This window comes from Tolypothrix sp. PCC 7712, assembly GCF_025860405.1.
In the GTDB taxonomy this organism is placed as follows: domain Bacteria; phylum Cyanobacteriota; class Cyanobacteriia; order Cyanobacteriales; family Nostocaceae; genus Aulosira; species Aulosira diplosiphon.
Genome location: NZ_CP063785.1, coordinates 5798363 through 5812899, shown reverse-complemented (window position 1 = coordinate 5812899; position 14537 = coordinate 5798363). Strand labels below are relative to the sequence as shown.

Below are 14537 nucleotides of genomic sequence, written 5' to 3'. Positions count from 1 at the left end.
GGGCGTTACTGTGTTTTGTAAAGTTCGTTAAATATCGAGTGGAGTGCAGAAGTTTTTTTTGGTCGAACCGCAGAGGACGCAGAGAACGCAGAGAGAAGAGAAATGATAGAGTTGAAAAATTGGTATTAAGTAGGTCGGCGAAATTAAAGATAACTGGCTGAGGCTGTCATTTGTCCTTGGTCATTTGTCATTGGTAAGGATTTCAAGCCTATTTACTTTTCTTAGCATAGTTTGGTTTATTTTCACCGACTTACTTTTAGAAGATTGAGGTACTGGGTCAAAATCCCAGTCCCCATTCCCCAGTCCCCAATCCCTAATTAAGCTTCTTCCTTCAGTAAGTTTTGAGCGCAAGCTAATTGCAATTGAATGATTTCGCTCATTTGCTGACTAAAATCTTGTCGAGATTTTAAGAAAGCTGTATGAGATTTAGTCAAATTGGCATTGTTAGCATTGAGCTTTTGATATTGAGTCTTATTTAAATCGAGCATACGGATAGTTTGGCCGGGTTTACGAGTTATATTTGATGGAGTAAAGCTGGGCTGTGTTGGTTTTTGGAGAGTGGTAGTTATCTCAAAGGATTGTAATTGTTCCGTTGAGACTAAACCGTGTTCCATGATATTTTTCTCTGCGATTTCTTCTGGTTGATTTGTGGGCAGTAAAATATCATCAACGGGTTGATTATTGGTAGCAATTACCACTGGAGTATTCAGTGAATTGAATACTGGATTTACTCTTTGATAATCAACCGTAGCGGTGTTGTTTGGGGTTTTGCTAGCTAAATTTTGGAAGATTTGGCGATTTTCTTCGCTTAAGATAGTAGCCGTAATTGACTTACCACCCAAGGTAATATTTCGTTGGGTTAATTTATTTTTCTTCTCAGTTTCTTGGGTGAGGTCGTAAAGAGATGATATGTCTAACTCAACTCGATGACTGAGCAATTTAGCTAGGGCTTTAACTATCGTAGGATGGTCATCCATACCTCGACGATTGAGGGAGACGGTGATATGTTCTTTCCCTTCGAGAATTTTGCTTACCCAGCGAGAACAAACACCGCCAGCACCAGCTTCGACAAAGATTTTGACTCCATCGGCGTAAACGCGGTTCACTAAGCGCGGAAAATCTAGTTGTTGACTCAGTCCGGTGGCGATACTGTGGGCTACTACTTCACTGTTCAGGGAGATAGGTTTATAGCCAGCCGCAGAATAGAAGGTGATTCCGGGTATGTCTTGAGTTGGTAATGTATTCAGTTTAACTAACTCTGCGTACTCCGATCGCATGGCTTCACAATGGATGACATGGTCGAATGGCGCAGGGAAAGCGTTGCAACCAAGGGCTTTGATGACGCGCTGACAAGCTGCTGGTTCACCGGCAATTAATACTTCTTCTGGTGTATTAATTTGCGTTAAATATACACGACTCTCATTTTTCAGACATTCTCTAACTTTCTCTGGGGTAGTCATGAGTACATAGTTAGCCCAGAAGTTATTATCTGAAGCGTCTGTGGCTGGAGGTAATCCCCAATATTCACGCACCGCATTTTTTGGCCCTGATAACCTGTCGCCAAATAAAGCTGAGGAGTTAAAGCTGTTACTACCAGCAAAGAAATCACTCCAAACGCCTTGGGATACCATCATGCTGGTTTCGCCCAGGCTATAGCCAAACACATATTTCGGTTTGACTTGAAAGCGATCGCGAATTACGGTAGTAATGAGTCTGGTAAAGAACATTTCCGCTTCAAACATTGCTAGGGAATCATCTAGCAACTTCTTCTCTAGGGTTTCTAGTTCTCTAGTAGACAACTTATGCAAGCTTCTGGGGAATACGAGTTTCTCAACATCTGAGACTCGTTTATACAAACTCTTAACGAAAGGTTCAGCTTGCAAATCGGGGAAGAGGCGGAAGAGAGTCCGACCAATACCGACATAGGAATTCACCGCCGCCGGATACACATAGGCAACCTCAGCCTCTTTACCCAAAGGTTTAGAGGTGAAATAACTACCTATTGGTGTTTGCCAATCACTACCCTTGTCAAAGGCAGTATTTATCCCTTTGTGGGCTGAGGCGATTTCTTTGAGTAATTCCTTTTTGTTGCGTCCAGTAATCGCTAGGGTGTATTTCGCTGTTTGATGCTGCTGGAATTTAACAAAGTTCTGACTAGCTGTATGAGATAGAGACTCAGATTTCTCAATCTCTTGTTGCAGATTATCTAAGAGATTGAATAAAGCTGAACGGTCATCAGCGGCTAATGGGAACAGGTAAAAAGGCCGTTGTTGGAGATATCTACTACTGTGATTAACTTGGTCTGGTTCATCCGACAAGATGACATGGGCGCAAGTCCCATCACAACCGATACCATTGATGGCGGCGATTCTATGGGTACTATCTTTATGGAGGAACCAAGGTCTTGATTCCGTGGCGACAAAGAAAGGACTACCTTGCCAAACCTGGGGCGTTTTCACACCAGACCAATTAGGGGTAGCCGGAATATAGTTGTGATAGAGACACAAAGCTGTTTTGATTAAGCTAGCAATTCCCGATGCTACATAGGTGTGTCCGATATTGGCTTTAACACTCCCAATGGCACAATGTAGACCATCACCGACAGAGGGGTAAGCTTGCAGCATCCCCGCAATTTCTGCCTCATCTTCCTCTGGGAAACCACTAGCAACCACTTCTACATAGTTAACCTCTGATGGCTGAATTCCCGCCATTTGGAAAGCCGATTGACAGACTTGGTTAATCGTCTCCCCATCTACAGCCGTAGAAGCAGCTTGACCGATACTAACAGCATCAATCACCGCATAAATGCGATCGCCATTTTGTTTTGCCGTATCATAACGCTTGAGGACAACTGCACCTGCACCTTCGCCCACTGTCCAACCGTTAGCATTTTGGTCGTAGCTTAAGGTATTAGCGCCAGTATTTACCGTTCCCCATTGGCTACGCAGTAAGACATTTTCAATCCCACCAGCCAAATCCACAGCACCAACCACAACCGCATCTACTTCCTCATTTATTAGTAGCATTTGTGCTACTTCCAATGCCTTGAAAGCAGAGGTTTCCACCGCCGTCATCGTAAAGGATGGGCCAGTAAAATTCCACAGTGCAGAAATCCGACTCGCCATAATATTGGCGATGTAACTCAGGTATTCACCAATCTCTACTTGATGGTGAATGCTATCTTTAACTATTGTTTCTAACTGAGCAATTTTATCTGGTGGTAAGGCAATTTCCGCAGCATTCAAACCATCTTTAATCTGCCACGATAAATTCCAGCGTTGTTGCAGTTGATGCACAGACAAATCTGCTTCAGCCGCAATCACAACAGCAACATTTGCCCCTTCTTGAATCCCTGCATCTTTTAACGCCCCATCTGCGACTGTTAACAGTAACAGTTGTTGAGGATTGAGTTGTTCTACTTCATTGGGAGGGATTTTATAAGTTAAAGTATCGATGGCAAAATCTTGGATATATCCGCCTACTGGCGCTTTACCATCTGGTAAACCGTATTCTTTGAGTAAATCTGCTTTCTCGTCTATGCCATACCATCTTTGAGAAGGTAGGGGGACAAAATGCTGTTTGCCGTCATAAATACTACGTTCAAAAGCATCTAAATCTTGACATTCACCAAAAAAGGCATCCATGCCGACAATAGCAATTTTGCCTGATTGTATTTCTTGTTCAAACATTGTTTATTTACAAAGGATGAAGTATGAATGATGTTCGCGAAGCGTCTCCGAAGGAGAAGGATGAAGTATGTTAAAAAGATTGTTTTTTCATTTGCCGCAATTAGAGAGGACTTATGCAAAATCTCTCTATAGCCCTCTTCCCTTTGTGTCCTTCGTGCCTTCGTGGTTAGTTTTCTACTAATTCATAACGAACCGCGAAGACGCGAAGTGCGCTAAGAAAGGAAAGAAAGAAGAAAATCTAGACTTTTGACATCGGCGTTTATCGGCGGTTAAATCTTCTTAAACTTCATCCTGCTTTTCCAAAATCAAATGTGAATTGGTTCCGCCAAAACCAAAAGCACTTAAAGCTGCACGTTTCACAGGCGAATTATTAGGCCATTTCGTCGCTGTTCTCACAATATTGTTGCTAGAAATGACACTGTTTTCCGTCCCCATCGGTTCATTAACATTAATCGTGGCTGGAATTACACCCGCATTCATGCTATGAATAGTTTTTGCCAAACCAACCATACCAGCCGCTACTAATAAGTGACCGACATTCGATTTTGCAGAACCGACTAAAGGCGATGCTTGGTGTTCGCCAAAGAAAGTTTCTACAGAGTTAAATTCTGTGGTATCTCCTAATAATGTGCCTGTCGCATGACATTCTATATAATCAATATCTTTCGGGCTGATTTGTGCTTCTTGATATGCCCGTTCAAAAGCGAGAATTTGTCCTCTAGAATTGGGACTTAATAAATGCTTACCTTTGCCATCATTAGAAAGTCCATTACCAGCAATGGTGGCAAGAATTTTATCACCATCTCTCACAGCATCGCTGTAACGTTTCAGCATTACCATCCCAATACCATCGGATGTAATTAAGCCGCGAGAAGACTTATCTAAAGGACGGCTAATTCCATTTTCGGGATAACCTTGAATACCCGAAAATAGCATTCGTAAAAATAGCGGATCGACACAACTCATCGCCCCTGCTAACATGACATCAGCTTTACGCGATCGCAAATAGTAAGAGGCTAGCTTAATCGCATAAAATGATGACGAGCAAGCCGCGTCTATACAAAAATGATTACCGGATAAAGAAAAGGCTTGGGAGACGAGCGCGGCGGGAAAGCCGGTTATCATCGCATTATACGGGGAAGCCTTCGTCTTTGTTGGTAACGCAGCCAACCGGAAATTTTCATCTTGTACAAGTTCTGCGATCGCAGGGTTAATTGTTTGCTGGTAAATTGGAGCAAACAATTGATTAGACTTCTTGGTGGGTAAGGATAAAGTCCCCAGAATTACCCCACATTTTGAGAGAACTTGGCGATTTCCCCAATAGCCGCTACTCTGAATCGCTTGTTTAGCTGCATATAGCGACCATTTCATGGAATTATCCAAACTTTCTACCAATTCCGCAGGTAAATTGTATTCGCTGGGGTCAAATTGGAAATTACGAATAAATCCACCTTGGAGAAAATAAATTTTTTCCGGTTTTCCCTTAATTGGATCGTAAAATATTGTGGGATCTACACCCAAATCTGCAACAGTAGTAGCTGAAGTTGCATCTTTCTCATTTGTCAGGTTTTGCCAAAACTGCTCAGGATTATTGGCATCAGGAAAGAGGCAAGATAACCCGATAATTGCTATTTTCTCCACTGCTGATATCCTCATTGGGGTATTAAACAAAAGGGGGATATGCTCGCTTTTTTAAATATTCTCCCCTTGACTTTATGGGCGGTTTGTTAAAAAAATAACTTTCACAAATCAAAGAGGAAAGCTAGATAACAACCGCATAAATTGGATTCCCCGAGATGGCAAGATTTACGCCGTTAATCAAGCTAAATCAAATGGCAGTTATAGCATTTCAGAATTGATTATAATACATCTAAATTTGTATTTCATCAATAAAGAAATGCTATAAATATCACGAATTCATTACTTAGCTTGCAGCAAACTCATGGGCGCAACCACAGCCTTGGCTCCCAGGATACGTGAGTATAATTTACCTGCGCGATCGTGCAGAATAAAATCGGCAGTTAACCCAGTAGCTTTTTTCTCCTTAATATCACAAGAAACATAAAATATTTCATCAACTGGTATTGCTCTATACTGTTCAGAAGTTGTTAACTGTCCAGGTAAGCAAACTTCATTATGATAATGACTTAACCACACCCATAAAGGTTGGGTACTCAAGTCAGTAGCATAAGGATTGTGCCAATGAATCGGAAATTGTCCTTGTTGTTGGGGAGTGATTTGTGCCCAATAGCATTCTGTAGTAATTTTCTCGGGGCTAATATTTAAAACTCTTTGGATTTGTTGAAAACATGGGCCATGAAATAATGTCGATGGGCCATTTTGATATAAATCTTTACCCCTAGCGGTAATAATGTTATCTTCTGTCAAATTCACTGCATCATATATAGGTGCATCAGGTAATTCTCGCACCAGTTTGATAGTAGAAGTGAAATGATAGTGAATTTTACCTGCGGGAGTTTTGCTGAAAATAGTGGTTTGGAATTCGATAAACTCGCCGTCAGATTTGGCAATTTCTTTGAGTTGCAAAATATGTTCGCTGGCTACCGATTCATTAAAGGTAATTCCCTTTAAAACCTTAAAATCTTTGCAGCTGAAATATCTATAACCAGGGTAAGCTTCTTCACAGCCATTAATCATCCAGGACATTGCACAGGTAGCGGGAACTACTGGATAACCAGCAATCACATGATCCATTAAAAATGGATTAGCTGCAACTGTGATGCGGCGACGAATATAGTGAGTTTTCAGTTCAGAATCTAAAGGTGCAGGTGGGGGAACCAGAGGACTACCAATTACCAGTTGCGTAGTGTCGTGATGCTTGGGGTTGAGTTCTTTAACTAACATTTTGGTTCCCACTTCCACGGGGATAATGTCAATTCCCCGTTCTGCAAAAGCTTTTTTCAGTTCTGGGGTAACCATTCCGCTATCCCAACCGCCCCAGTTAATCGCCACAACGTGACAGTTGGGGTAGTACTGCTTCATTACGTGGGCGGATTTGTTGAGAATTTCATTTGCGATCGCATAATCGGATTGACCGATATTGCCGTAAAATCCAGTGACGGAGGAGAACAACACTAAATGCTGGAGTTGTTCTGCGGGAACGCAATCTAACAGGTTTTCTAATCCATGAACTTTGGCGGTGTAAACCTTTTCAAAATCCTGTTCGGTTTTCTTTTCAATTAATTTATCAGCTAAATTGCCTGCGCCATGTATGATACCGGTAATTGGCCCCATGCGGTTAACTACAGCCGCCAAGTTTGCTTTTAACCCTTGGGTATCTGTGACATCAACGCTTAAATATTCAGCAGTTGCGCCTGTTTGTTGAATAGCGGCGAGGGTTTTTTTAATTTCCCGGCTGGAGTGAATTTTGTTATAAATTTTTTGTACACTCATGGGTGTAGGCTTCTCACCTTGAGCGAGAAGATTTTCCATGATGCGTTTTTTTAATGCAGGTTCTTCAAAGCAATTTTGCGCGTATTCTGGTTCGGTTTCTAATAATTCGGAACGTCCCAAAAGGATGAATTTACAAGGTTGTTTTTTGGCGAGTTCAATTGTGCATTCGGCGGTGATACCTTTAGCGCCGCCGCTAACTAGAAAAACTGATGAGGGACGAATAGGTGTTTGTGTTGCCATATTTCAATTTTGGATTTTTAACCGCCGATAATTACTGATAGTTTTTACTCTTGTTTTCTCTCCTCTGCGCCTCTGTGTCTCTGCGTGAGAAAAAAGATTTTTAAACGAACCACAGAGACGCAGAGAACACAGAGAAAGAAGAGTTTTAGAGAAAGGGAGATGAGGTGACATTATTCCTTATCTCCCTTATTTGCTTACTTATCAGATGAAGTAACTAAGGTAACTCTTCCCTGAGCGCTGTAGCCAACTTCACTGAGATAAAGATTAGAATCGTGCAGTTCAGCAATGATGTGTTGTGCTGATTGTTGAGCATCGAGAGCAGGACTAATATCAACTGCTCTGGTGTAAACTTTGGGCCATTCCCATCTCATTGTTTTGGTTAAACCAGCTAAACCGGCTCCGATGACTCCAAAGTTGGTGTTATGCTCAAACCCGAAGGCTCCATCTAAACGAGCTACTGTGAGAAAACAACTGCGTCCGTAACGTGCGGCTTCGTTGAGGGATTTTTTCAGGTGTTTGGCCATGAAGAAGACGTGTTTAACGATCGCCTTTTCTTGTTCAATGTAAGGAAGTGTCTTTGTGTGACTGACTTGGAAGACTGGGTGAATATGGATGAAGGCCCCAATGCTGCCGATGTTACTTGCGATGCCGTCGGCAACCCCTACGGGGAACGCAGATAATTTATCTTGCAGTAGTTGTTCGCTGAAATCTACTAGGGTGATGCGGGTAACGCCTGGGGGTAAGAGTGCTTGTTGGGGAATTACCGCTTGGGGGAAGCTGAGAACTACAACTTTCCAGTCTTGATCCACTAAGGATTGCACTACCACCGAGGTGGTGAGGGAACCATCATCGGTGACTAAGGCGATGTGTCCCTCTGGTAAGTTGAAGTCTAAGTAATCGGGTTGGGGGAGGTATTTGAGTTTGATGGGTAGACGTTGAACGTTATGCTCTACATCTATTATCGGCTCGTTGTCAAACTCAAATTCATGCTTTTTTTTTTCACCTCCAGCCAGCTTCTGGAGATAATCAACTATTTGACCGATGGTGCGGAGGTCGCCGAGTTCTTCAATATTTGGTTTGGGTAAGTCGGGGTACATGTCTTGCATTGCACCCAGGATTTCTACTCGTTTGATGGAGTCAATCCCTAAGTCGGCTTCCATGTCCATTTCCATTTCCAGCATCTCTACTGGATAACCAGTTTTTTCACTGGTAATGTTGAGTAGGGTTTGACCGATGTCTGCGTAGTCAGCGCTGGTTGTGGTTTCAGTTGTGGTTTCAACTTCAGGCGCGAAGGAAACTACTTCGCTGAGGGGAACTACTGGCTCAGGTGCAGCTACTACTGCAACTGGGGCGACTGGTTCAGGTGCAGTGACTACGGTTGCAACTGGGGCGACTACTGGGGGAATCTCTGCTACTTCTTGTACAGGAGCAGCTACAGCTACGTTACCAGCAGCGTGGTTTTGCAGATATTCTACAACTTGGCCAATGGTGCGTTTTTCGGCTAATTCTTCTAAGTTGGGCTTGGGTAGGTCGGGGTATAATTCTTGCAATCCGCCTAAGATTTCTACCCGTTTGATGGAGTCAATACCTAAGTCTGCCTCCATGTCCATGTCCATCTCTAACATTTCGATGGGGTAGCCTGTCTTTTCACTGGTGATGGTTAACAGGTTAGTACCCAGTTGAGATAAATCGATGGTGCTAGATGCAGGTGCAGGTGCTGCTACAGGTGCGGGTTCGGGAATGAAAGCAACTGTTTCTGCTACAGGTGCAGGAATCTCAACTACAGGTTGAGGGGGAATTTCCACAACTGGAGGCGCAGGAATTTCTGCTACAGGCTCAGGCTGAGGTTCAACAATTTTGGGAGCGGAGCCATTTTTGGCTACAGGCTCAACTTTTGCCTCAACTACAGGTGCAGTCAGAGTTTCAACAATTTTGGCGGTGGGTGGAACGGGTGCTTCGGTAACAGCTTCGCTCACGAAGGGTAATGTTACCTGTGGTAAGGTGATTTCTTCACCAGTAACCAGGTGAGAATACTCTTGCTGAATTAGTTGGAAAAAGTTTTTGGTATATGCAATTTGCTCTTGGAGATATTGCTCATGGATGCGTAGAGTTTCACCTTGTTGGGAATGAAACTGCATCATGCTGCGCTCTAAGCTTTCCATGACCATTTGCTTGAGCTTGGCGGTTTCTGTTGAAGTTTTAGCTTCAGCGAGTAAAGCGTTTTGTTGTTGCATCAGTTGGAAAAATGTTTTGGCATATTCCATCTGATGATTGAGATATTGTTCGTGAACTTGTAAATTTTCGCTTTGATTGTTCTGAAATTGAGCCAGGAGATATTCTAAACTTTCTAGAACTTGTTGATAATTTACAGGTTTTTCAGGTGTTTGCATCTTTGATTCCTGGGCTGGTATTTGTAAAAGGGTCGCAGGATTCATTTGAGGCTTGGTTTCGGGAGCATAAGCAGCGCCGTTCATGACTGGGGTAGGGGCAGTTTTCTTATGTCCGTTAGTGTGAATGGGTGTGGGACTTACAGGTTCTATGTTCACAGGTGCAGGTGCAGGTGCAGAGATTGCGGGGGTGATGGTAACTTCAGGTATAGGTGCAGATACTGCGGGGGTAACGGTAACTTCAGATGCAGGTGCAGATACTGCGGGAGTAACGGTAACTTCAGATGTGGGTGCAGCTAGCTTGACTTTATGCCCGTTTTGTAAAGCTTGCGGGAAGGCATTTTTGGTTTTTTCCGACACAAAATTAATGCCGTTTAACTTCACCGTTAACGCTTTTTTCTTCTCGTTTTCGGGTGCGGGTAAGGCGGGAGGTAGTTGATAAGGATCGAGATTTTGCAAATTCATCCCCACTACACGCAACTGTACAGCTGCTTCGCGCAAAGAGCGATCGCTGTTCTTTTGGGTGCTGGGGTTTAAGGAAATGGTCAGGTGTGGGCGATCGCCTAAAATATCTTTGACTAAGTTGCTGAGTATTCTGCGGGGGCCAAATTCGACAAAGCAGTAACCACCAGCAGCGTAGATATTCTCAATCTCTTGCTTAAACAGCACCGAGTTGGAGAGGTGACTTTCCAAAACTTTTTGAATTGCAGGTGCTTCTTGGGGGTACTTTAGCCCAGTAACGTTGCTGAAAACTGGGAGTTGGGGAATTTGGAATTTAACAGACTTAGTTGCGATCGCAAAGGATTTCTGAGCAAAAGCAATTAATGGGGTGTGGAAGGCTGCGGATACGGGTAGTAATACAGCCGCACAACCTTTGTCATGCAATACTTGGCGAACTTTCGCGATTTCGGCGGTGGGGCCAGCTAACACCACTTGGGTAGGAGAATTGATATTAGCGATTAACACCTGAGGGTAATGTCTAACAATCGCTTCTACCTTGGCAATGTCTTCTTTGACTGCCAACATACTACCGCGATCGTGGTCTGGGTCTTCGGGAGCCGCCATTGCTTGACCGCGTGCTTTCACCAGGAACAAGTAATCTTCTTCGCTTAATACACCCGCAGCCCATAAAGCTGTTAGTTCACCAAAGCTGTGTCCTGCAACGAAATCGGATTTGAAACCAGCTTGTTGCAGAATTTTATACAGCCCAGCACTCAATACCCCAATTGCAGGTTGAGCATATTCTGTGCGCTGTAAAGCGGCTACTTGAGCATTCTTTTCTGTTTCTTCAAATGCTGGGTTGGGGAAGACAATTTCCGACAATGAGCGCAAGTTATCTTTCAGCAACAGGCTGTCCATCTTGCTGTAAAGCCGACGCATTTGGGGGAAGTTCATCACCAATTCCCGGCCCATCTCTAAATATTGAGAACCTTGTCCAGAGAACAGCGCCACAACTTTACCAGCCAAATTCATTCCCGAAGAACGGAAATAAATACCTTGGGGATGCTCCCAAGAGATAGCTGCACCTTTGTGCTTCAGCCAATCCAAACTAATTTGCAATAACTTGCAAGCTTCTTGCAGATTCTCAGCTACAAAACCAACTCTCGCAGATGTTTGGGGAATTTCTTGCGCTGTAGAATCTTGCATCAATTGGGCGTAATGTCTTTCGCCGTCCTTAGACTGCAAATTCGCCAAGGTTGCTTCGCACTTGGAGATTAGTTGAGCAGAAGTCCCAGCAAACAGCAGAATTTCCGCAGGTGCATTATGTAAGCGGTAAGGCTTTTCTTGTTCGGCTTCGTATTCTTCTAAAACCACGTGGTAATTTGTCCCGCCAAAACCAAAGGAACTCACACCAGCACGTCTTGGCGCGTCACCTTCGGCGCGAATCCAAGGTCTGGTTTCGGTATTCAAATAGAATGAGGAATTTTTAATGTTGAGTTTGGGGTTTGGCTCAGTAATGTTAATTGTCGGTGGCAATATCTTGTGATGTAATGCCAAAGCAGTTTTAATTAAACTTGCTGCACCTGCTGCTGCTTTTGTATGTCCAATTTGGGACTTCACGCTACCCAGTGCAATATGCTGCTTCTTAGAATCATGTTCGCCAAAGAAATCGCGCAAAGAGCCGAATTCTGTGGGGTCGCCAGCCATTGTCCCTGTACCATGTGCTTCCATCAAGCCAACGGTAGCGGGAGAAAAGCCAGCATCTTCATAAGCACGTTCTAAGGCTTTAACTTGACCTTCTTTGCGGGGAGCATAAATACTCTTGTAGCGGCCATCGCTAGAAGTACCAATACCTTTGATCACTGCATAGATTTTATCGTTGTCCCGTTCCGCATCTTCTAAGCGCTTGAGGACAATCATCCCGATACCTTCACCCAGCATCATCCCATCGGACTTAGCATCGAAAGGTTTGACATTCTCGCTAGGAGAAACAGCCGGGGTTTTGCTGAAGGAGATATAAGCCATGATGGTGTTGTCTGTATCCACACCACCAGTCAGCATCATATCGCTGCGATACTCAACTAGTTCGCTAATCGCCATTTTCAAAGCGCCGAAGGAACTAGCACAAGCTGCGTCAACTACACAGTTCATCCCGCCAAAATTCAAACGGTTGGCGATTCTCCCAGCCACAACGTTAGCTAACATCCCCGGGAATGCATTTTCATCCCACTTGACGTAAGCGCTTTTGATTTTTTCGATAATTTTGGCGGTATCTTCATCAGATAAACCACTGCTTTTCAGCGCTTTTTCCCAAACAGGATATTCTAACCTGGCGGAAAGTGGCATACCTAATTGCTTCGCCATCGCCACACCAAGGATTACCCCCACCATTTCGCGGTTGTAATCACGCGCTTCACCGTAACCAGCATCTTCCATTGCTTCTTTCGCAACCACTAAACTTAATAGTTGCGATACGTCGGTAACTTCTAAAATGCTGGGGGGAATACCGAATTCCATTGGGTTAAAATCAACCTCAGGAATAAACCCGCCGCGTTTGCAATAGGTTTTATCTTCCGGTGTTCTGGGGTTTGGATCGTAGTAATCTTTAACGCTCCAGTGAGTTTCTGGAACATCTGTAATACAGTCGGCTTTGCTAATAATATTGCGCCAATATTCCCGTAAATTCCGTGACTTAGGAAATAAAGATGCCATCCCAATAATGGCTATAGGATTTTGTTGTAATTGTCTGTTAATCTTGTTAATGGAAATTGGCTTATCCGACTTCACTTTTTTCTCCTCTATAAACTTAATCAAAGTTTTTTCACAACTGTTGATCTGGCTTTCTAAATCAGCCAAGGCAGCATCAATGGAATTAGCAGACATAGGACATAACGAATCTGAAGGACTTTGAATTGCAAAGCCACAGAATTTTCTGTTGCTGTACAATAATGAAAGCTATCTGTTTGACGAGCAGCTAGCTATCCTATCTGCAAAAGCTAAATGCTTTTTGGGAATTAACACCACACACAATAAGTAAAGGATGAAGGATAAAGGCTAAAGGTTAAAGGGTGAATCCCATACTATTTGGTTAAGCGTTTTGAACTCAAAATTGGTTTTGGGCAAAGGTTAAAAGTTAAGGATTAAAGGTTGATTTTTTCCCTTTTCCCATTCTCCTTTTTCCCCTTAACCGACAAGTATTGAGAGTGAATCATATTTCACACTTCAACCTACACACTTGATCAAGCAGTGATTTTGAAAATCCTAGACAACGCCCGACTCTTGATATTGTGGTAGCAAGTCAATGACGTTGTTGAAGTTACTAAAATAGTCTTGAAGCGCTGTAGCAGCTTGACCTGTGAATTCTAGCCATTCGTAATGATAGATATTTTGGGCAACTGCATCCCACTGAAGCAAGGGAAACTTAGGAGTAGCTATTAGGACAGAAACGCTCTTTTCTCCCAAACTAGTTTGACTATCTAAGTTGATTGCAGCCACATAGCTGGTGTTAATGACAACGTTCTGTATCTTGATAAATGTCATAGCCAGTTTCAGCTTCCAGGATAATGTATTTTATGCAATTCGCCCGATAGAAGTTGACAAGTTCGTTACAGAAAAAACCTCAATTTCACTCCGAATAGATGCAGTAATTTAAACATTAATCGAGCCTTCATAAGGTGGTAACAATGCCGCCGGCTTTAGTTATTTCTTTCATGCTCCCAAGAAAAAAACTAATTTACCTGCCGCTTTGAAAGACTTGAATTAATACAAACACTAGCACAATTTGCATCCCACGCAGCATCGGTTTAAAGGAATTTAAGAAAAAAAATTGAGTGTTGCTGACAAAAAGATTTGATTAAGGCTAAAGCACGAGTGTCAGCTTTAGCCTTGTTTATCAACCTCATATTCACTTGCTGATTGGCTAGATATTGATTAAATAACAATTACAATAATCACCGTAATAAATAAGTTAGATAGATAACGTTGTCATTGGTACAAAGATTGTATGAAGCCTTAACCGTATTTTTTTCAACATAACATCATATTTACCCAAAATTTTTTGATGTTTTATCAAGATAATTCAACTTAAACAAATAATAAGTGCTTTATAAAGCAAAGGTTAATTTTGATAAAAGTGCATGGTAAGCAGATGGGGAATGGGGAATGGGGAATGGGGAATGAGTAATGAGTAATGGGGAATGAGTAATGGGTAATGAGTAATGGGTAATGAGTAATGGGTAATGAGTAATGGGGAATAGTTAGGTGTAGTAGGCAGTCAAAAATTCATTAATTTTGCTGGGTTGCTAGATCCCCGACTTCTCTAAGAAGTCGGGGATCTGACCCCTCGCAACTCGTCATCACTTTTGGA

5 protein-coding genes are annotated in these 14537 nt (G+C 42.9%); all 5 read right to left on the bottom strand.

What is annotated here, in order from left to right:
• Window positions 1-317: 317 nt before the first annotated feature.
• Window positions 318-3689 (bottom strand): PfaB family protein, encoded by a 3372-nt coding sequence (locus HGR01_RS23835; RefSeq protein ID WP_045874172.1) that lies wholly within the window; start codon window positions 3687-3689, stop codon window positions 318-320.
• A 279-nt stretch (window positions 3690-3968) separates the two neighbouring features.
• Window positions 3969-5330, bottom strand: coding sequence for a polyketide synthase (locus tag HGR01_RS23830; RefSeq protein WP_045874234.1), 1362 nt, complete (start codon window positions 5328-5330; stop codon window positions 3969-3971).
• 279 nt (window positions 5331-5609) lie between these two features.
• Window positions 5610-7343, bottom strand: a complete 1734-nt coding sequence (locus tag HGR01_RS23825) for an SDR family NAD(P)-dependent oxidoreductase (protein ID WP_045874173.1) — start codon at window positions 7341-7343, stop codon at window positions 5610-5612.
• A gap of 194 nt (window positions 7344-7537) precedes the next feature.
• Window positions 7538-13054, bottom strand: coding sequence for a type I polyketide synthase (locus HGR01_RS23820; RefSeq protein WP_096621759.1), 5517 nt, complete (start codon window positions 13052-13054; stop codon window positions 7538-7540).
• A gap of 378 nt (window positions 13055-13432) precedes the next feature.
• Complete coding sequence (locus tag HGR01_RS23815) at window positions 13433-13711, bottom strand: hypothetical protein (protein WP_045874176.1); 279 nt, start codon at window positions 13709-13711, stop codon at window positions 13433-13435.
• Window positions 13712-14537 lie beyond the last annotated feature (826 nt).

Bases quoted from the DNA above. Each gene is read 5' to 3' on its own strand.
- HGR01_RS23820 (WP_096621759.1), bottom strand. From the start codon at position 13,054: ATGTCTGCTAATTCCATTGATGCTGCCTTGGCTGATTTAGAAAGCCAG.
- HGR01_RS23835 (WP_045874172.1), bottom strand. From the start codon at position 3,689: ATGTTTGAACAAGAAATACAATCAGGCAAAATTGCTATTGTCGGCATG.
- HGR01_RS23815 (WP_045874176.1), bottom strand. From the start codon at position 13,711: ATGACATTTATCAAGATACAGAACGTTGTCATTAACACCAGCTATGTG.
- HGR01_RS23825 (WP_045874173.1), bottom strand. From the start codon at position 7,343: ATGGCAACACAAACACCTATTCGTCCCTCATCAGTTTTTCTAGTTAGC.